This is a genomic window from Rhizobium changzhiense, from assembly GCF_013087625.1.
Taxonomy (GTDB): Bacteria; Pseudomonadota; Alphaproteobacteria; order Rhizobiales; family Rhizobiaceae; genus Rhizobium; species Rhizobium sophorae.
The window spans coordinates 1-18,225 of record NZ_JABFCQ010000001.1 but is presented as its reverse complement, the minus strand read 5'-3'; the positions used below and the strand labels follow the sequence as shown (position 1 = coordinate 18,225).

General features: G+C 61.3%; 20 protein-coding genes. 8 read left to right on the top strand and 12 right to left on the bottom strand.

The features are described from left to right. Positions 1-7: 7 nt before the first annotated feature. The 5 genes from G9X68_RS00100 to G9X68_RS00080 all read right to left on the bottom strand — a co-directional run bounded on the left by G9X68_RS00100 (position 8) and on the right by G9X68_RS00080 (position 2,131). Positions 8-319 (bottom strand): DUF1883 domain-containing protein, encoded by a 312-nt coding sequence (locus G9X68_RS00100; RefSeq protein WP_003547605.1) that lies wholly within the window; start codon positions 317-319, stop codon positions 8-10. A 132-nt stretch (positions 320-451) separates the two neighbouring features. Next, a complete protein-coding gene (locus tag G9X68_RS00095) occupies positions 452-712 on the bottom strand; it encodes a hypothetical protein (protein WP_171600836.1) in 261 nt (86 codons plus the stop codon). Between the two features lie 26 nt (positions 713-738). Beyond that, on the bottom strand, positions 739-921 hold the full coding sequence (locus tag G9X68_RS00090; protein WP_171600835.1) for a hypothetical protein: 183 nt from the start codon (positions 919-921) through the stop codon (positions 739-741). Between the two features lie 121 nt (positions 922-1,042). Further along, positions 1,043-1,963 carry a 4-hydroxy-tetrahydrodipicolinate synthase gene (gene dapA, locus G9X68_RS00085; protein WP_171600834.1) on the bottom strand — a complete coding sequence of 307 codons (921 nt, stop codon included), beginning with the start codon at positions 1,961-1,963 and terminating at the stop codon, positions 1,043-1,045. 9 nt (positions 1,964-1,972) lie between these two features. Next, a complete protein-coding gene (locus G9X68_RS00080) occupies positions 1,973-2,131 on the bottom strand; it encodes a hypothetical protein (RefSeq protein ID WP_171600820.1) in 159 nt (52 codons plus the stop codon). Positions 2,132-2,266: 135 nt separating this feature from the next. Between G9X68_RS00080 and G9X68_RS00075 the strand changes: the two genes are divergently transcribed. Then, complete coding sequence (locus G9X68_RS00075; RefSeq protein ID WP_171600833.1) at positions 2,267-3,262, top strand: alpha/beta fold hydrolase; 996 nt, start codon at positions 2,267-2,269, stop codon at positions 3,260-3,262. A gap of 44 nt (positions 3,263-3,306) precedes the next feature. On the opposite strand, the gene G9X68_RS00070 is transcribed toward G9X68_RS00075, so the two are convergent. Next, entirely contained in the window at positions 3,307-4,311 is a 1,005-nt protein-coding gene (locus G9X68_RS00070) for a ketopantoate reductase family protein (RefSeq protein WP_171600832.1), read from the bottom strand. A gap of 148 nt (positions 4,312-4,459) precedes the next feature. Next, the gene (locus G9X68_RS00065) at positions 4,460-5,311 is read right to left on the bottom strand and encodes an oxidoreductase (RefSeq protein ID WP_171600831.1); all 852 of its coding nucleotides are present in this window, start codon (positions 5,309-5,311) and stop codon (positions 4,460-4,462) included. Positions 5,312-5,432: 121 nt separating this feature from the next. On the opposite strand from G9X68_RS00065, the gene G9X68_RS00060 reads away from it, so the two are divergent. Continuing rightward, a complete protein-coding gene (locus G9X68_RS00060; RefSeq protein WP_171600830.1) occupies positions 5,433-6,320 on the top strand; it encodes a LysR family transcriptional regulator in 888 nt (295 codons plus the stop codon). On the opposite strand, the gene G9X68_RS00055 is transcribed toward G9X68_RS00060, so the two are convergent. After that, positions 6,295-6,885: a nucleoside 2-deoxyribosyltransferase gene (locus G9X68_RS00055; RefSeq protein WP_171600829.1), complete on the bottom strand. Its 591-nt coding sequence runs from the start codon at positions 6,883-6,885 to the stop codon at positions 6,295-6,297. The genes G9X68_RS00060 and G9X68_RS00055 overlap by 26 nt on opposite strands. Positions 6,886-7,321: 436 nt before the next feature. On the opposite strand from G9X68_RS00055, the gene G9X68_RS00050 reads away from it, so the two are divergent. Continuing rightward, positions 7,322-8,296: an alpha/beta hydrolase gene (locus G9X68_RS00050; RefSeq protein ID WP_171602120.1), complete on the top strand. Its 975-nt coding sequence runs from the start codon at positions 7,322-7,324 to the stop codon at positions 8,294-8,296. A gap of 39 nt (positions 8,297-8,335) precedes the next feature. On the opposite strand, the gene G9X68_RS00045 is transcribed toward G9X68_RS00050, so the two are convergent. The 4 genes from G9X68_RS00045 to lepB form a co-directional block, all read right to left on the bottom strand. After that, positions 8,336-8,953 carry a carboxymuconolactone decarboxylase family protein gene (locus tag G9X68_RS00045; RefSeq protein WP_003547626.1) on the bottom strand — a complete coding sequence of 206 codons (618 nt, stop codon included), beginning with the start codon at positions 8,951-8,953 and terminating at the stop codon, positions 8,336-8,338. Between the two features lie 63 nt (positions 8,954-9,016). Beyond that, on the bottom strand, positions 9,017-10,552 hold the full coding sequence (locus tag G9X68_RS00040; RefSeq protein ID WP_171600828.1) for a sensor histidine kinase: 1,536 nt from the start codon (positions 10,550-10,552) through the stop codon (positions 9,017-9,019). A 134-nt stretch (positions 10,553-10,686) separates the two neighbouring features. Then, positions 10,687-11,091 carry an Imm6 family immunity protein gene (locus tag G9X68_RS00035; protein WP_171600827.1) on the bottom strand — a complete coding sequence of 135 codons (405 nt, stop codon included), beginning with the start codon at positions 11,089-11,091 and terminating at the stop codon, positions 10,687-10,689. Between the two features lie 50 nt (positions 11,092-11,141). Continuing rightward, positions 11,142-12,194 carry a signal peptidase I gene (gene lepB / locus G9X68_RS00030; protein ID WP_342355305.1) on the bottom strand — a complete coding sequence of 351 codons (1,053 nt, stop codon included), beginning with the start codon at positions 12,192-12,194 and terminating at the stop codon, positions 11,142-11,144. A 221-nt stretch (positions 12,195-12,415) separates the two neighbouring features. Here lepB and G9X68_RS00025 point away from each other — a divergent pair, with 221 nt between their 5' ends. The 5 genes from G9X68_RS00025 to G9X68_RS00005 form a co-directional block, all read left to right on the top strand. Then, positions 12,416-13,486, top strand: a complete 1,071-nt coding sequence (locus G9X68_RS00025) for a LacI family DNA-binding transcriptional regulator (protein ID WP_171600826.1) — start codon at positions 12,416-12,418, stop codon at positions 13,484-13,486. Between the two features lie 9 nt (positions 13,487-13,495). Next, complete coding sequence (locus tag G9X68_RS00020; RefSeq protein ID WP_171602118.1) at positions 13,496-15,109, top strand: acyl CoA:acetate/3-ketoacid CoA transferase; 1,614 nt, start codon at positions 13,496-13,498, stop codon at positions 15,107-15,109. Next, a complete protein-coding gene (locus tag G9X68_RS00015; protein WP_171600825.1) occupies positions 15,102-15,881 on the top strand; it encodes an enoyl-CoA hydratase/isomerase family protein in 780 nt (259 codons plus the stop codon). The genes G9X68_RS00020 and G9X68_RS00015 overlap by 8 nt, the downstream gene beginning before the upstream one ends. After that, positions 15,881-17,401, top strand: coding sequence for an aldehyde dehydrogenase family protein (locus tag G9X68_RS00010; protein ID WP_171600824.1), 1,521 nt, complete (start codon positions 15,881-15,883; stop codon positions 17,399-17,401). The genes G9X68_RS00015 and G9X68_RS00010 overlap by 1 nt, the downstream gene beginning before the upstream one ends. Positions 17,402-17,489: 88 nt before the next feature. Beyond that, positions 17,490-18,225 (top strand): ABC transporter substrate-binding protein (locus G9X68_RS00005; protein ID WP_171600823.1); only part of this gene is annotated, 736 nt, incomplete at its 3' end.

The window sequence follows — 18,225 nt, the reverse complement described above, 5'->3', positions numbered from 1 at the left end:
GCGAACCTCAGGAGGCGCGCGGTGTCTTCTGATTTGCCGGCGCGGCAATCACCTTGACGGAAGATTCCGCAAGCCCGTGATGGCCTTCCATATCGACGATGACATGCCAGTGACCGCTTTCCGGAACGGCGATCTTGATCGGCGATTTGCGTGCCACGCCGCCTATATATTTGAAGTCGAGAACCTCGGTGAACCGCTGGAAATTCGGGGCCGTCATCAGGCGGACATTGTTCACCGCATTCAACGACACCTCGATGATCGTTCCGGCGCGTTGTTCCTTGAGATCGTAATGGGTGAAGCGGAAATTCGGTTTCGGCATCGGTCTCGTGGCGTCTGAAGTCTCTGCGCCCGGATTTTACCAGAATGTGGGTTAAGGAAAAGTTGGAAACCGGCCCTTCAGCTTATGTCTTCGTACTCCCGCTGCATGAAAACAGCGGGAGTACGGCAAGTTTTAGTGGATTTTCGCGGTGCCGCGCGCAAAGGGCGCGAATTCAAGCACCATGCTTGCGGCCGCCCTATGGATATCGGCCGAGGGGCAGTTGCATTCCCCCGCGGCGAAGTGGAGGGCGGCCGCCTCATTGATGAAGAGTCCGCCGACGAGGCCATCGCGGTCGTGGACGATCCAGCGGCCGCTTCTGTCGCGGCCGACGGTGAAGCGGGAAGGCGAGGGTGCTGCAGCGGGAAGGCTGCGGCGTTGCTGTGTGTTTGCCATTGTGATGATCCTTGGGTCCTGATGGTTCAGCGGGAGATGAGGTTGAAGGTCATCTGCACCAGCCCGGCAAAGGCCATCGCTGCCGCAAGGCGGGGCGCAATGGCGGCAAAGCCGGAGAGCATCGGATGGGAGGGATCGGCAGCGAGTGCTCTGATGGGACTGCGTTGCAGCGGGTCGCTCGCGGCACTCGGTTCAGTCAGGCGTGACATCGTTTGTCCTTTCGAAATCTCACTCAATCGCCGCTTGACGATGCGGCGGTGTCACGCTTCAACAAATAGGCCGTGGCGGATAGGGTTTCCATTTGGCGCCCGAGACAAAAATATAAAAATCTCATAGGGATAGCGCCTTCCTCGCGCTGCTTTCGTCAAGGAAGGGCGCAAGCGCTTCGCCGATGGCCGAACACAGATCCGGCTCGGCGGCGACAAGCGGCAGCCGAAGCTCGACCTCCAGCCCACGCATCAGCCGCAGCGCGTGTTTGATCCGCGCCGGATCGCCCTCCGGCCCGAGCGCGGATACCAGCGGCAACAACCGATCCTGCAGCGAATGCGCGGCCGAAAGGTTCCCGGCCCGGGCCGCCTGCTGCATCGAGGTGAAGAGCCGCGGCACTACATTGGCGCCCGACGAGATCATGCCGTCGTCGCCGGCGATGGTGAAGGCGAGCGCGGAAGGATCATGCCCGGAAAAGAAGCGGAAGCGCTGCCGCAGGATAGCCGAAAGGCCGACGAAGCGAGCGATGTCGCCCGTGGCGTCGCGGATGCCAAAGATTCCCGGGATGGCGGCCAGTCTGCCAAGTGTTTCCGTCGAAAGATCGCTCGCCGTCTGCGCCGGCGCATGGTCGATAATGACAGGCAGTCCGCCTGCTGCCGCCACCTGCTCGAAGTGGTGGACGATGCCTGTCTGCCCGGGCTTGGAATAATAGGGCACGGTGACGAGTGCTGCAGCGGCGCCCAGCGCTTCCGCCTCACGGGTGAGCGCGATCGTGCTTTCGGTGGAATTGGTGCCGGTGGCGGCGATGACGAGCGCGCGGCCGGCCGCAGACCGAATGCTGAGGTCGATCTCCTCGGCGCGCTCCTGCGGCGAAAGCGTCGGGCCTTCCCCTGTTGTCGAGCAGACGACTAGTCCGTCGACGCCGTTGAGGATCTGCCATTCCACAAGCGCCCGAAGCGCCGGCCTGTCGAGACCGTCATGACGAAACGGCGTAACGAGGGCGGTGATCGCGCCGCCAAGGCGCGGCATTCCAGCCGTTTCCACGGACGGACCTCAGAGCGCGGAATAAATGATGTAAAGCTCTATGCAGGCGAGCACGATGCCGAAGACGATCAGCGCCCAGGCGGTGCGCTTCTCGCGCATCTGCCGGTTACCGCGCGTGATTCTGTGCGGGCGAAGAGGGTGGAAGGCGGAGGACATGATATTTCGCATGGCGTTTGACCTTTGCAACGATGGCAAAAGCCTACTGCCGTTTGCGATAGGAAATCCATTCGGAGTGAAAGGCGAAAATATAGGAATGACATAAAGACCGATGCGAGAAATTTTGAAGCGCGCTGTCGGAAACGCATGATCGCCGCCGTCCTTGCGATATCCAAGCAAACATGGAGCACGGACATGTCGAAGATGACGCTAATTTCGATGATCGCAACGGCTGCCGCATTCCTGGCCGTGCCGGATATGGCGGGTGCGGGCGGCAATGCACCTGGTATCGAGAACAAAAAGGCGATAGCGCCGATCGTCCGGAAGGGGAGTCTGCCGGTCAACGGCATCCATTATTATTACGAGATCCGCGGCGAGGGTGAACCGCTGCTGATGCTTCACGGCGGCCTCGGGCAGATCGAGATGTTCGCGCCGGTCATGCCTGTTTTCACCGACCACCGGCAGGTGATCGCCGTCGATCTGCAGGGGCATGGCCGCACGCCCCTAGGCAAGCGGCCGATCGAGCTTCCGGCCATCGGTGCCGATCTTGCGATCCTGATGAAGCAGCTCGGTTACGATAAGCTCGACGTCTTCGGCTATTCCTTCGGCGGCGGGGTGGCGTTGAACATGGCGGCGAACGCGCCCGACCAGGTGCGTCGGCTGGTGATACTCTCGGCACCCTATGCGCAGAACGGCTTCTTCCCGGAGATGCTGCCGCAGCAGGCGGCCGTCGGCGCCGGTATGGCCGACATGATGAAGGACACGCCGATGTTCCTCTCCTACAAGGCGGTCGCGCCTGACGTTTCCGAATTTCCGAAGCTGCTCGACGCCATGGGCGCGCTGATGCGCGAACCCATCGACTATAGCGATGCCGTTGCCAAGCTCACCATGCCGGTTATGCTGATCTATGGCGATGCCGACATGATCCGGCCCGAGCATATGATCGAATTCTACCACAAGCTCGGCGGCGGTCTGCGCGATGCGGGTTGGATGCGGGAAAACATGTCGAAGAACCGGCTGGCGATCCTGCCCGATCTCACCCACTACGAGACCTTCGCCTCGCCCCTCATGGCGAATATGGCTATGACCTTTCTCGATGGCGGCGGCAAGGCGCCGAACTGGGCCGAGCAGGTCGGAAAGTAAGCGCGAAGACGGCCGGGTTTTCCCGGCCGCCCTTTCCTCCGCGATCAGCTGCCGCGCTGGTTTTCCCGATCCAACTGGGTCACCAGCGCCAGGATCGTTTCCGAAACCGGCGTCGGCACGGCGCTCAGGCGTCCGAGCGCCACCACCATGCCGACCAACGGCGTGATTTCGAGCGCCTTGCCGCCGATCAGATCCTGCAGCATCGACGTCCGCACGCCGCCGATATGGCGCGACTGTTCCAGCCGCTGCTCGACGGTCATGCTGAACCGCGCACCCAAGGCCTCGCCGACGACGCGGACCTCACTCATCACCTTGCCGACCGTAGCCGAAAGGGCGGGATCCGCCATGATGTCGGTCATCAGCGCCTTGGTCAGCGCGCTGATCGGGTTGAAAGCGGCGTTGCCCATCAACTTGCTCCAGATCTCGCCGCGGATATCAGCTGTCGTCGTAATGCTGAGACCGGCGCCGGTCAGCACCGCGGCGATCGCCTCGAGATCGGGCGAGATGTCGCCGGAGGGCTCGCCGAGCACGAAGCGGCCGTTGTGGGAAAGCTGGATCTCGCCGGGGTTGATCACCTCGGCACCCTGATAAGCGACGCAGCCGATGACGCGTTCCGGCCCGATCAGCCGCCACAGCCTGCCGCCGGGATCGAGCTCGTCGAACTGCAGCTCGGCATGCCGGCTCTGGGTATCGCGGTGAAAATACCACCACGGAATGCCGTTGAGGATCATGACGACGCGGGTGCCCTCCTTAAGGAGGCCTGCAATGCCTTCGGCAGCAGGTGCCAATTGATGCCCCTTGAGGCCGGTGATGATGAGATCCTGCGGCGGCAATGTCCTGGGATCGTCGGTCGCAGTGAGGCGGACATTGAGCGGCCTTTCCGCATCGGCTTCGCGCAGGCTGAGACCGTTGTCGCGGATGGCGTCGAGGTGCGCCCCACGCGCGATGACGGAGATGGTGGCGTCGTTTGCGGCTTGGCTTGCAAGCTTGGCGGCGATAGCGCCGCCGAGCGCCCCGGCGCCATAGATGCAGATGGACTTGATGGACATGCTCGCCTCTTCATGGTGATGATCGAACCTAGATCTAGGTCATTCCAGGCGTGAGGCGAATGCTAATTTGCCGCATCATGCGTTTTCCTGCGGTCACAGCGGCGCTGTCGCCGCATCCCGAGATCTAGGATGCGGCGGGCAGTGCCCTTCAGGCCAAGGCCGTTGCATCGCTTGGAAAATCCGTGGACAGCGCGAGCTCGCGCCAAGCGGCAAGTTCCTTTTCGACGCTGGCATGCTGCTCCTCGATCACGGCTACCGTATCGCTGCCGAACGGCATGCGCAGCGGCGGATTGGGCGAATTGGCGAGCGCCATGATGCCGGCGGCAAGCTTGGCGGGATTGCCGGGCTGGGCATGGTTTGCGTCGGCAGCGAAACTGCGCATGTTGCCGGCCGGCGTACCCTCGTAGTCCGCGATGGAGGCCGGGCTGATCGCCAGCGAAGTGTCGGCAAGGAAGTCGGTGCGGAAGAAGCCCGGCTCGACGATCGTCACCTTGATGCCGAAAGGTTCGAGTTCGGCGGCCATCGATTCGGACAGGCCTTCGACGGCGAACTTCGTCGAGCCGTAGACGCCCCAGCCGGGATAGCCGAAGTAACCGCCGATCGACGAGAAGTTCAGGATGTGGCCGGAGCGCTGGCGGCGCATATAGGGCAGCACGGCGCGCGTCACCTTCAGCAGGCCGAAGACGTTCGTGGCATAGAGCCTTTCGATCTCTTCGGCCGTGGCTTCCTCGACAGCGCCGAGCAGGCCGTAGCCGGCATTGTTGGCAAGGACGTCGATCCGGCCGAAGCGGGCGATGCCGGCAGCCGCGGCTTCCTTGGCCTGTGCCTCGTTGGTCACGTCGAGGGCGACGGCAAGCAGGTTCGGGTGATCGCCGAACTGCTCGGTCACGGTCTTCGGGTTGCGGGCGGTGGCGATGACGGCATCGCCTGACGCAAGGGCTTCCATGGTCATCAGCGCGCCGAAGCCGCGGGATGCACCAGTAATGAACCAGACTTTCATGACGAATTCCTTTCGAACGGTTCGGTTGCGGCATCTCTGTGCCGACGAGGTGAATTTGACCGAAAATCCATTGCTGTATAAGGTTTGTTATTCTTGAAACTATGATGAGTTCAATTCAGCAATGCGTGCTACCGAACTGTCCGAACTCGCGGCCTTTGCCGCCGTCGCCCGGCATAAGAGCTTTCGCAAGGCGGGCGAGGAGCGAGGTGTCACCGCCTCTGCGGTGAGCCATGCCGTGCTCAATCTCGAAGACCGGATCGGCATCCGCCTGCTCAACCGCACGACGCGCAGCGTCTCGCTTACGGAGGCCGGCGAACTGCTGATCTCGCATCTCGACCCGGCCTTCGGCGAGATGGTGGCAGCGCTCGATGCGCTGAACCGCTATCGCGACACGCCGTTCGGCAAGGTGAGGATCAACGTGCCGAATTCGATCGGCCCCTTTGTCATCGGTCGCATTATCGGTCCGCTGCTGAAAAGGAACCCCAACTTGCAGCTGGAGATCAACGCAACCGACAGGCTGGTCGATATCGTCGAGGAGGGCTTCGATGCCGGCATCCGCTTCGGCGAGCGCGTCACCGAGGGCATGATCGCGCTCCGCATAAAACCGCGCATCCGATTGGTCGTCGTCGGCTCGCCCGCCTATTTCGAGACCCGGCCGAAGCCGGCGACACCGCACGAGCTCAAGCGCCATCTCTGTATTCAGAACATGTTTCCGTCAGGCGCGCGTTATGCCTGGGAGTTCGAGAAGGACGGCCAGACGGTGAGCTTTCAGCCGACCGGACCGCTGTCGCTCGACGATCACGAACTGATGATGCAGGCAGCGCTCGGCGGCGTCGGCCTTGCCTACATCTGGGAGCCGCGCGTGGAAAAGGCCGTTGCCGGCGGTGAACTGATCCAGGTCCTGGACGACTGGTGCCAGCCGGAGGAACCGCTCTATCTCTACTATCCTAGCCGCCGCCATATGTCGGCGGGCTTCAGGGCGGTCATCGACGCGATGAAGGCGGAGTAAAAGAGGCCGGGATGCCGGCGATCGTCTGAAGCGCCTCGAAGTAAACCGTAAGGTCGCGGGCAGGATCCGCCGGGAGTGCGGCCGCACGAAACACCTTGCCTCCCGTCGCCTCAACCCCTCCGTCGATCATCAGGTTGTCGGCCATGCCGTGATTTTCGATCGCAATACCATCCGGTCCGCGTGGGCGCCCGCTCGTCTCATCGATATCGAGTCCCGCATACCAGATCGAGCGAACACGCAGACCATAGTCGTCGGGGTGATTGGTATAGGCAAAGACCGCTTTTCCCAGCGCAATCATGAAGCCGATCTCGTAGACCGTACCCGGATCGGCGCTGACACCTCGAAAGGGAGTGACATTGGCAAGGCAGATCTCGGCTCGACGCATGGCATCGTCGTTGCGTGCGTAGATCTCTGCGGCCGTCCGCTTTACTGGCGTCTGGTTTTCGTCGCTGCCGGGACCGGTCGGCTCGAAGCCGAACTGGCGCGCCAATCGGCGTTTTTCGGCCATGATGGGCATGGCATCCGGAAGAAAGACTTCCGGGCCGGCAAGGTAAATGGTGGTCATCGGTATCCTTCACTCACACGCGAGACGAGGCGCCAGGGTGGGAGCAGCCAGGCACGTGGTCCATTTCCGACGGAAGCGCGGCAAATGGCAAGCCGTACCGGCAGGCATTGTCCAATTTTTTTAGTAGCGCCCGATGCGCCGGCAGTGGACGGGCAACGGCCGACTTCATTCCCGACACAAGCAGAGGCGCGTCCGGAGGAGCCGCCCTATCTCCATCATCGGGTCGCCGCCTGAGACCGGCGGGCTTCAGGCGGCGAGGCGATGCAGGCGGAGTGAAAAGCTTGGGGTTCGCGCCTGTCACCCTTTTGACTCCGGTGGACGAACCGGCCAAAGATGCCGCCATGGCCTGCATCGTCGGGAGAGGTTGATGAACGGTCGGATTTTGCCAACTGGTATTCGAAGAGCCCCAAAGCGGCTCAAATGTCTGTTCCCCGCTTTGGCTGCGCTGATGCTGCTCGCCTCGGCGGCGGTCGGGCGGGACATTGGGCCGCAAAGCCCGGCCTCGGGCGAACAGGTCGAAAAACTCATCGGCCTCTGGAAGGATCACTTTGCCGGCGCCGATAGCCTGCAGCAGCGGCGAACGGCCTTCAGGACGCTGATGGAGACGACGCCGGGGCCGACGCGCATCCAGGTGCGGCAGGTCGATGCCGACGGCGTCGACGCCGAGCTGATGTGGCCTGCCCGTCTTCATCACCCGATCGGCCAAAGGGTGATCCTCTATATCCATGGCGGCGGCTTTTCCAGCGGCTCCATTCGCACACATAGCCTGCTTGCCGGCTCGCTCGCCAAGGCGGCATCCAGCGACATTCTTCTCATTGATTATCGGCTGATGCCCGAATATGCCTATCCCGCGCAGATCAACGACGCGCTGACCGCCTATCGCTGGCTTCTCGACAACGGCTATCGGAGCGAGAATGTCATCGTGGCCGGAGACGGCGCCGGCGGCAATATGGCGATCGAGACGGTGCTGAGGCAGATGCAGGCGGCAAAGCCGTTGCCGGCGGCTGTGATTGCGCTCAGCCCCATCACCGATCTTGCCGCGACAGGCGGATCTATGACATCAAACGCCGGAAGCGATCCGCTGGTCGACAAGGACTGGATCGAGACCTTGCGCAAGACCTATCTCCGCAGCCGGTCTCCGACCGATCCCCAGGCATCGCCGCTTTATGCTGACATGACCGGCTTTCCGCCGCTGTTGCTGCAGGTCGGCTCCGGCGAAGTCCTACTGGACGACGCGCTGCGGCTCGCCGACAAGGCGCGCCAGGCTGGAGTGGACGTCACCACCGAGGTCTGGCCGGGCATGCCCCATCAGTGGCAGCTGTTTCCCTCGCTGCTCGACGATGCCGATCGGTCGATCCAGAATATCGCCGAGTTCGCGATCCGGCATTTTGCGGACAAACCGCCGGAGTAGGGGCCGCGAGAGCAGATACTCACGCTCTCCGTCATCGCATCATTGCGCGCGAGACGGTGACGGCGCCAGAGGCCGCTCGACCTCTCGGCCGACGCTGAGCGCCTTTCGCACATTCGGCTCCAGCCGCTCGATATAGGCATGGTCCGGTGCAGCACCCAGCGCATCCAGCATTTTCGAGAAGAAACACCGGGCCGCTGCCGCAGCCGTGACGTCGAAGACATCGGCGTCGCTCAGCCCGTGTTTCTTCAGCCCGTCGATGTCCTGCTGCGTCACCGACGTCGCATCGCGAGCCACCTTGGCGGCAAAGGCCATGATCGCGCGTTCGCCGGCATCGATCGGCGCCTTCTCCGTCTCGTTGACAACAGCCGTCAGCCCGTCGCTGGTGAAACCCTCGCGCAGCAGCACCGAGCCGTGCGCCAGCATGCAATACGAGGATTTGAGCTCCTTGGCCGCCGCCAGCGTCACCAGTTCGTAGCGCCGCAAGCTCATATGGCCGCGAATGCTCGAAAGCAGCGCCGCCCAGCTCTCCATCACCTCCGGCCGATGGCCGAAGGCCCGATACATGTTCGGCAGATAACCATAATTCGCCTCGGCCGACGCATACATCGACGTCGTCTTCTCGCTGGCGGATGCATTGGGGGTGTGAATGAAAGCCATGGCATGATCCTCCTCTATTGTGAGAAGGATAGGGTAGATAAGCAGGACAGCAATCCTGAAACGTCAGGCAGCGTTATTGGTCGCGGAAGCGTTGCCATTTCTCTTGATTGGAAGAGTTACGGTAAACGTCGATCCGCATCCTCTTGCACTTCGAACCTCTATCGAGCCGTTGTGCAGTTCGATGATCTGCTTCACCAGGTTGAGGCCGATACCGGTTCCGGCAATCCCGGTCGACGTCCGGGCCCGAAAATAGCGCTGGAACAGCCGGGGCACGTCTTCGGCGTCGATCCCCACTCCATCATCGCTGATCGAAACTTTGACGTTTCCCGTCTCTGCCCATGCCGTGACGCGAATTTCGGAAGTTCCAGGCGCGTACTTGACGGCATTGGAGAGCAGGTTAGTAAAGACCTGCGCCAATGTGCGGGGGTCGGCATCGATGAACTCCGGCAGCCTATCGATATCCAACACAAAGCTGTGCGATTTTGCGATCGTCGACTGCCGCTCACAACAGGTTTTTATCAATGATCTCAATGCGCAGGCGTCGTAGTTGATGTCGATCTTGCCGGTATCAAGCCGTCCGGCTGACAGGATGCTCTCCATAAGATCGACAATCCGGTTCACCGATGCGCGGATTTGATCGACCTTGTCACTGAGAAATTCGGGCTCGACCGCCCCCTTTTTTCGCAGCAGTCGCTGGGCGGCAGCGTCGATGATAGCAAGCGGGGTCCTGAATTCATGGGATGCCATCGCCACGAATTGCCGCTGCAATTCGTTGATGTTCCGCTCCTGCGCCAGCATTCGCTCGAGTTCCCGCGCCTGCCGCTCGACTTCCGCCGTGCGGCTCTTCACCGTCGCTTCGAGCTGATCGTGATGCCGGCGCAGCTCTTCGGCAAGTCGAACGGTCTTGGTGACGTCCTCATGGGTGGCCACGTATCCGCCGCTTTGCATCGGATTGTGGGTGATCTTGATAACGCGCCCATCGGCGAGGACGATGTTCTGGCTGGCCGGCGCACCGCGGGCTGTCGCTTCAAAGACCACGTCGAAATAGGTCGTGGTATCGGCCGGGCCATTTCCCTCCCGGCTGCGATAGGCCAGGATATCCACAAGTGGCGTTCCCGGTTGCGTCAGCAGGTCCGGCAGATTGTACATCCGTGCGTAGGAGGCGTTGCACAGGATCAAGTTCTTTTTCGAATCGAACATGCAAAGCCCATGCGGCATGTTGCTGAGGGCCGCGTCGAACCGGTGATGTTGTTCGGTGAGACTGTCTTCGACACGGATAAGGGTCGAGATGTCTTCGTAACTGAGGATCCAGCCCCCATCCCGCGACGGGGCGCAGGTCAGTGAGACCATCCCTCCGTCGGAAAGGGCAAACTGAGACGTCGGCCGTCCACCGACCGTCGACTGTCGGGATGCCACTGCACGGCAGTCTGCGGTGCCCGGCAATCCGTCGATGTTCATGCCCTTGCGGATAGCGCCTTGCGGAAGGCCGAGAATATCAAGCGTGCGTGAATTGAAAGCCGTCACCGTACCGGCAGGATCAAGCAGAACAATGCCCTGAGGCAGGCTCTCAAGGATAGATTCAAACGAGTGTGGCATCATCCGGTCCTGCTTCAGATCTGGCGGGTTGCACGTATCCGTAGCATTCGTTAGAAACGATAAAGTTTCGCTAATGTCTCCGGGCGGGCGTTCCTTGAGAACAATTCCAGCCAAACTGCGCCGCGATTCTGCGTCACTTAGCCGAGTTGGGCCAGTTGCTCGTCCAGAAAATCAAGGCTGTCCTCGCCCACCTCGTTGACGTCACTCGGCATGGGTTCGCCGGTCTCCTGATAAACAAGCCAGGCAACGTACATGACTGCCGTCGTGAGCGCATTCCAGGCGCCTTCGCTGGGCTTTCCGGCCGCCTCGGAGAGTCGGCGAAGCGTCCCGCGCTCCTCGTCGCTATAGACAAGATCGGAGACGTATCGGCCGGTCAGTCCTCCGCCATCACCCCAGGTGCGGATTGCCGCCAAGGCGGCCTCGGCTTCGGGCGCGTGGGGTTCGGTATGCTTGATTTGGATGACCAGAGACGCGGCGACGGCTGCCAAGCGCCGTGCTTGCTGGCGTGGCGGCAGAGCGATCAGTTCAGCGCGTAGTTTCATCTGTTCACGCTCTTTACGGGCCTGGTCGCAAAATTTTCTGCCTATCGAGGTTATTGAATCCACGACATCTGCCGCGATCCATCCTCGGAATTGAAAAGCACGATGGCTGCCTTCGCATATATGTTGTCATCTGGGATAAATCCCATATCGAAGCGGCTATCCAGACTGTTGTCACGATTGTCGCCCAGCACGAAGTAATGCCCGTCGGGGACAACGAATTCCCTTGTATTGTCGCCACGGGCGTTGTCCACTTGCTCAACGATCGCATAGCTGCGGCCAGATGGCAGCGTCTCCTTAAACGCCTGCACTGTTACTGATTGATAGGTCAAATCACCTGCCGGCTCGCGCACAACTGCGGTACCATTCAAGTAGAGAACACCCGATCTCATCTGAATGCGGTCACCTGGCAGGCCGACGACGCGTTTCACGTAATCGACCTTCGAGTCCATTGGCGTCCGGAACATGACGACGTCTCCTCGCTCCGGTCCATGTCCAAATATACGACGCTCCGGTCCAAGCCCGTACGGGAGCGAATAGCGGCTGTACCCGTAGGCGTATTTTTGCGCGAACATGTAGTCGCCGCTCCGCAAATTGGGCAGCATCGAGCTCGACGGTATCGTGAATGGTTGAAAGGCGAAACTTCGAACCAGCATCGCTAAGGCGAACGGTGCAATCAGAAAGATCAGGGCAAGACTATACCACCGCGAATACCACGGAAACACGGTGTCTGTTGGCATCATCTTTGCTGCACGATAGCCATGCAGTAGGCCGATCAGACGCCAGGCCAAGAACAGGAAATAACCAAAAACAGCGGCTGACGGAACGCCAAACAACCAGAGTTGCGCGATCGAGATGACGATGCCAACGGTAAAGTAAGCAGTCGCTTTCCAGCCGCGCCCGAGATAGGCCATAACGACATCTGGACCGAATAGAAATCCCAGCGTGGCTGCACAAATGGGGTGGCGAGCGCGAAAAGCTCTAAAAATTTGCATAAAAATCTCAATAGGTTTGACGAATATATTCAGCTCTCGACAGGCGCCTCGTTTCGACTTGTAGTCGATGTCGTGAAAAATGCCAGCCTGAGATTTGGCCGTGTGCTTCACAGAAACTCTAGCTTTCTCGTGCCCGAGAATATCGGCAAATGCCTCTCTTCTGCGGTCTTAATTTAGATCGTTCCAATTATTTTGGCGCTTTCACCGCCAAAAAAATGCGCACGGAATTCGCTCGTACCCAGCATTTGCTGGTATTCGTGCAAATTCCTCTTGACATAATTGGAACGTTCCAAATATTTAACGATCAGTCGACGTTGGCGTCGGGAGGGCAAATGACAAAGGCGCGGGTAACCGTCATCGACATTGCGAAAGCCGCCGGCGTCTCCAAGTCGACGGTTTCGCTAGTGCTTCAGGGGTCCTCCCTGGTCAATGAGGCAACGCGCGCCAAGGTCAACGCCGTGATGCGCGAGTTGGGCTATGTCTATAATCGCGGCGCCGCCAATCTTCGCCAAGCCGGCGCCAAATCGAAGATCATCGGCGTCGTCGTCAACGACCTGACGAACAGCTTCTTTGCCGAGCTGGCGGTTGGCGTCGATATGGTTGTCCAGTCGGCCGGCTTCGTGCAGTTCCTGTCGAACACCAGTGAGAGCATTGACCGGCAGCGCGAGGTCGTCGCGTCGATGCGGGAACATGGCATTTCGGGGCTGATCGTGTCGCCAGCGCGCGCTACCGATGCCGCAGACTTCAAGCCGCTCGTCGCGGCAGGCATACCGGTGGTGGTTGTCGTCCGAAACCTGCCCGGCGCCAAAGTCTCGTCGATCGTCTCCGACAACCGGGCCGGCATGATGTCGGCGGTCAAGCATTTGGTGGGGCTCGGCCACACGCGCATCGCTTTTCTCGGCGGCTTTCCCGACACCGCTGTCTTCGACGACAGGCTTGCCGGCTACCGAAGCGGTGTGGAGACTGCAGGGCTCGACTATCACGAAGAACTCGTCATCGCGTCGGCACCTTCGCGGGCCGGCGGGGTGGAGGCGATCGGCAAAGCGATTGCTCTTGCCCGTCGGCCGACCGCAGCCGTCTGCTTCAACGATGCCGTCGCCTTCGGTGTTTGCGACGGATTGCGTGCGCGCCGTCTGGAGCCTGGTGGCGACTTCGCGGTCGTGGGTTTCGACGACGTCATCGAGGCTCAGGCAGCGGTTCCCGCGCTGACGACGGTCTCGGTCGATCCGCAGGGCATCGGGCGACGGGGCGCACAGATGCTGCTCAAGCAGATCAATGCGGGCAAGGCCGAGGCGGAGACGGTGACGACAGCCGTTCGGCTGGTCGTTCGCGAAAGCTGCGGCGCCGGCAAGACCGCGCCGGCGAGGACCGGCAAGAGCGTAAAAATCGAAACAGGACGCTGAGTAATGCACATGCAGAAGCATCTCACCCCAGCCGAAGCCGCCGCGCTAATCCCGGATGGCGCTGTTGTAACGGTGTCTTCCTCGAGCGGTCTCGGTTGCCCGGACCTCATGCTGAAGGCGATTGGCGAACGTTTCGATGCGACCGGCCATCCCCGGGATATCACGACCCTTCATCCCATCGCCGCCGGCGACATGAGCGGCATCAAGGGCGTCGACTACATTGCCAAGAAGGGCCTGCTCAAGCGCATCATCGGTGGCTCCTATCCGTCCGGCCCGTCATCGTCTGAGCCGCCGCTGATCTGGCAAATGATCACCAACAACGAAATCCCGGCCTACAACATTCCCTCGGGTATCCTCTTCGACATCCATCGCGAAGCCGCCGCCAAGCGGCCGGGCGTCCTGACCAAGATCGGCATCGATACATTCGTCGATCCGGAGCGGCAGGGTTGCGCGATGAACGGCCTGGCGTCCGAACATCCGGTGGTCAAGCGCGTGAGCTTTGAGGGCGATGACTGGCTGTTCTTTCCCGCAATCGTCCCCGAGGTCGCCATCATCCGCGCCACCACCGCCGACGAGCGCGGCAACCTGACATATGAACATGAAGGCGCCTATCTCGGTGGCCTCGATCAGGCGCTAGCCGCCCGCAACAACGGCGGCATCGTCATTGCGCAGGTCAAACGGATCACCAAGGAAGGCTCGCTGAAACCGCATGACGTCCGGGTGCCGGGAATGCTGGTCGATTATGTGGTCGTCGATCCGGAGCAGAAGCAGACGACGCAGACGCAGTACGATCCGGCGATTTCGGGGGAGATTTTCCGCCCGCTCGATACATTCAGCGTTCCGGAGTTCAATGTTCAGAAAGTCATCGCGCGCCGTGTCGCGCAGGAACTTCAGGCGGGAAGCTGCGTCAATCTCGGATTCGGCATATCGGCCAACGTGCCGCGCATTCTGCTGGAGGAGGGGCTGCATGGCGCGGTCACCTGGGTCATCGAGCAAGGCGCGGTCGGTGGGGTGCCGCTGCTCGACTTCGCCTTTGGCTGCGCCTCCAATGCGGACGCCTATATGCCGTCCCCCTATCAGTTCACCTATTTCCAGGGGGCAGGCTTCGATGCATCGCTGCTGTCCTTCCTCGAGATCGGCAAAGACGGTTCGGTCAATGTCTCCAAGCTCTCCTTCCGGCCGCATGTGACGGCCGGCGCCGGAGGTTTCGTCGACATCACCGCGCGGGCGAAGAAGATCGTCTTCTCCGGCATGTTCAACGCCGGAGCGAAGCTTTCGATCGCCAATGGCGCCCTTCTGATCGAGAGGGAAGGCAGGCTGAAGAAGCTGGTGAACGAGGTCGAACACGTGACCTTCAGCGGCAGGCGCGCGATCGAGCAGGGGCAGGATATCACCTATGTCACCGAGCGGTGCGTGATGAAGCTGACGCCCGACGGCATCGTCCTCACCGAGATTGCCCCCGGTATCGATCTCCAATCCCACATCCTCGATCAGTCGGAGTTTCCATTGATCGTTGCGCCTGATTTGAAGGTCATGAACGCCGCGCTCTTCGCGGAGTCTGCGATCGGTCTGTCGCTTCCGGGAAAAAAGGCACGGACGCTGGAGGGCAGCTTCCATGGCTAGCGGAACCGTCAGAATTGACGTCGATGGACATGTTGCGACGCTGACGATTTCTCGTCCGGAGAAGCTGAACGCGCTCGACCTCGACATGCTGAAAGCGCTGGCAGACGCGGCCGACGCGGTGGAGGCGAACGCCAATGTGCGCGCTGCCGTTCTCACGGGCGAAGGAAAGGGCTTTTCCGCCGGCGGCGATATCAAGGCCTGGGGCGGAATGTCGCCTCAGGAGTTCGGTCATCTCTGGGTTCGCCACGGCCACCGTATCTTCGAGAGACTGGCGACGCTCAGGGTGCCGCTGGTCGCGGCTCTGAACGGCCACGCCCTCGGAGGGGGGCTTGAGCTTGCGGGGGTTGCCGACATTCGCCTCGCCGAGCAGCACATCAAGATCGGCCTGCCGGAGACCGGCTTGGGAATGGTGCCGGGCTGGTCGGGGACACAGCGTCTGGTGCGCCGGTTCGGCGCGCAGGCCGTCCGGCGCATGGCCTTGGGCGGCGAGATATTCACCGCCGAGGAGGCGCGTCTGCTCGGGATCGTCGACGCGGTGGTTCCCTCGGGAAGCTCGCTTGCTGCCGCCAGGGAATACGCTGAGCGGATTGCCGCAAGGGGCCCGGCTGCCGTCGAGATCGCCAAGTTGATGATCGCATCGGCGAACGGCGAAGACAACGGAACTGCGGTCGAAGCCCTGGGCTCGATCCTCGCTGCGAAGACCGGCGATCTGAAGGAGGGCGTCGCATCATTCAGCGAAAAGCGCCCGGCAACGTTCAAGGGAGAATGGTAATGACGGTTCTCGTCAACCCCACCGCGCTCAGCGACCACAAAGCGCGTGATTTCAAGATGCTCATCGATGGCAAGTGGGAGGCTGGTTCCTCCGATCCGATCGAGCGTGTAGCGCCAAGCCATGGTGTCGTAGTCAGCAGGTTTCCGACCGGCAGCAAGAGGGACGCCGAGCGTGCGATTTCCGCGGCACGCAAGGCGTTCGATCTCGGGCCGTGGCCGCGAATGACTGCTTCCGAACGTTCCGCCATCCTGCTCAAGGCTGCCGATCTGATCGCGGCGCGTGCGGACGAACTGGCATTTCTCGATGCGATCGAGGCAGGGAAGCCGATCACGCAGGTGCGGGGAGAAATTGCCGGCTCCGTTGACATATGGCGCTACGCGGCGGCGCTTGCCCGGGACCTCCACGGTGAAAGCTACAACACGCTCGGCGACGGCACGCTCGGCGTCGTCTTGCGCGAAGCGATCGGCGTGGTGTCGATCATCACGCCCTGGAACTTTCCGTTCCTGATCGTCGGCCAGAAGCTGCCGTTCGCTCTGGCCGCCGGCTGCACGACCGTCGTCAAGCCCTCGGAATTGACCTCGGGATCGACGCTGGTGCTGGGAGAAATCCTGCAAGAGGCAGGCATTCCGGATGGCGTCGTCAACATTGTCACCGGTACGGGCCCAGAGGCCGGCGCGGTCATGACGTCGCATCCCGACGTCGACATGGTGTCCTTCACCGGCTCGACCGGTGTCGGAAAGCTGACCATGTCGAATGCTGCTCAGACCCTGAAGAAGGTCTCGCTGGAACTTGGTGGGAAGAACCCGCAGATCGTCTTCCCGGATGCCGATCTCGATGCTTTCATCGATGCCGCAGTCTTCGGCGCATACTTCAATGCCGGCGAGTGCTGCAATGCCGGCTCGCGGTTAATCCTTCACAAATCAATCGCTTCCGATGTCGTCAAGCGGATTGCCGAGCTGTCGAAGGCGGTGAAGGTCGGCGACCCGCTCGATCCTTCGACGCAGGTCGGCGCCATCATCACGCCGCAGCATCTGGAGAAGATATCAGGATACGTCGCCGGCGCCAGGAGCAGCGGTGCCCGGGTCGCGCATGGCGGCGAGACGCTCGATCTCGGCATGGGGCAGTTCATGTCGCCGACGATCCTTGAAGCGGTCACCCCTGATATGGCCGTGGCGCGCGAGGAAGTCTTTGGGCCGGTGCTTTCGGTGCTGACATTCGAGACGTCAGCCGAAGCGATCAGGATTGCCAATTCCATCGACTACGGCCTGTCGGCGGGTATCTGGAGCCGCGATTTCGACACCTGCCTGACGATCGGCCGCTCGGTGCGGGCCGGCACGGTCTGGATGAACACCTTCATGGATGGCGCCTCGGAACTTCCCTTTGGCGGCTACAAACAGAGCGGCCTCGGCCGTGAGCTCGGCCGCCATGCGGTCGAAGACTACACGGAGACCAAGACGCTCAACATGCATATCGGCAAACGCACCAGCTGGTGGATGCCGCAGACGGAAAAGCCGGCTTAGCCGGCGGCCGAACTACGCTCGATGAGGGCGGGTGATTGGTGCGGGAATGGGTCCCGCATCTTCCAAACTGGAACTGGGAGGTTCTTCGATGAAAAGGTTTTTGACCACGACCGCAATGATCGCATTGGCTCTGGCCGGCGCTCACGTGTCCGCACGAGCTGCCGACGTGAAGGAAGTGCAGATGCTGCACTGGTGGACGTCAGGCGGCGAGGCAGCGGCGTTGAACGTCTTGAAGCAGGATCTGTCGAAGGAAGGTTTTGCCTGGAAGGACGTTCCTGTTGCCGGCGGTGGCGGTGACGCGGCGATGACGGCGCTGAAGGCGATGGTGGCGGCCGGCACCTATCCGACAGCCTCGCAGATGCTGGGTTATACCGTGCTCGATTATGCCGAGGCCGGCGTCATGGGCGACCTGACGGAGACGGCGAAGAAGGAAGGCTGGGACAAGTCGGTTCCGGCAGCGCTGCAGAAGTTCTCGGTCTATGACGGCAAGTGGGTGGCTGCCCCGGTCAACGTGCATTCGGTCAACTGGCTGTGGATCAACAAGGCGGTGATGGACAAGATCGGCGGCACGCAGCCGAAGACCTTCGACGATCTGATCGCGCTGCTCGACAAGGCGAAGGCCGCCGGCGTGATCCCGCTGGCACTCGGCGGCCAGAACTGGCAGGAAGCGACGATGTTCGATTCCATCGTACTGTCGACCGGCGGTCCGGAGTTCTACAAGAAGGCCTTCAACGACCTCGACGAGGAATCGCTGAAGTCCGACACGATGAAGAAGTCCTTCGACAATCTGGCGACGATCATCAAATATGTCGACCCGAACTTCT

Bases quoted from the DNA above. Each gene is read 5' to 3' on its own strand.
- G9X68_RS00100 (WP_003547605.1), bottom strand. From the start codon at position 319: ATGCCGAAACCGAATTTCCGCTTCACCCATTACGATCTCAAGGAACAA.
- G9X68_RS00095 (WP_171600836.1), bottom strand. From the start codon at position 712: ATGGCAAACACACAGCAACGCCGCAGCCTTCCCGCTGCAGCACCCTCG.
- G9X68_RS00090 (WP_171600835.1), bottom strand. From the start codon at position 921: ATGTCACGCCTGACTGAACCGAGTGCCGCGAGCGACCCGCTGCAACGC.
- G9X68_RS00080 (WP_171600820.1), bottom strand. From the start codon at position 2,131: ATGCGAAATATCATGTCCTCCGCCTTCCACCCTCTTCGCCCGCACAGA.
- G9X68_RS00075 (WP_171600833.1), top strand. From the start codon at position 2,267: ATGATCGCCGCCGTCCTTGCGATATCCAAGCAAACATGGAGCACGGAC.
- G9X68_RS00070 (WP_171600832.1), bottom strand. From the start codon at position 4,311: ATGTCCATCAAGTCCATCTGCATCTATGGCGCCGGGGCGCTCGGCGGC.
- G9X68_RS00065 (WP_171600831.1), bottom strand. From the start codon at position 5,311: ATGAAAGTCTGGTTCATTACTGGTGCATCCCGCGGCTTCGGCGCGCTG.
- G9X68_RS00060 (WP_171600830.1), top strand. From the start codon at position 5,433: ATGCGTGCTACCGAACTGTCCGAACTCGCGGCCTTTGCCGCCGTCGCC.
- G9X68_RS00055 (WP_171600829.1), bottom strand. From the start codon at position 6,885: ATGACCACCATTTACCTTGCCGGCCCGGAAGTCTTTCTTCCGGATGCC.
- G9X68_RS00045 (WP_003547626.1), bottom strand. From the start codon at position 8,953: ATGGCTTTCATTCACACCCCCAATGCATCCGCCAGCGAGAAGACGACG.
- G9X68_RS00040 (WP_171600828.1), bottom strand. From the start codon at position 10,552: ATGATGCCACACTCGTTTGAATCTATCCTTGAGAGCCTGCCTCAGGGC.
- G9X68_RS00035 (WP_171600827.1), bottom strand. From the start codon at position 11,091: ATGAAACTACGCGCTGAACTGATCGCTCTGCCGCCACGCCAGCAAGCA.
- G9X68_RS00025 (WP_171600826.1), top strand. From the start codon at position 12,416: ATGACAAAGGCGCGGGTAACCGTCATCGACATTGCGAAAGCCGCCGGC.
- G9X68_RS00020 (WP_171602118.1), top strand. From the start codon at position 13,496: ATGCAGAAGCATCTCACCCCAGCCGAAGCCGCCGCGCTAATCCCGGAT.
- G9X68_RS00015 (WP_171600825.1), top strand. From the start codon at position 15,102: ATGGCTAGCGGAACCGTCAGAATTGACGTCGATGGACATGTTGCGACG.
- G9X68_RS00010 (WP_171600824.1), top strand. From the start codon at position 15,881: ATGACGGTTCTCGTCAACCCCACCGCGCTCAGCGACCACAAAGCGCGT.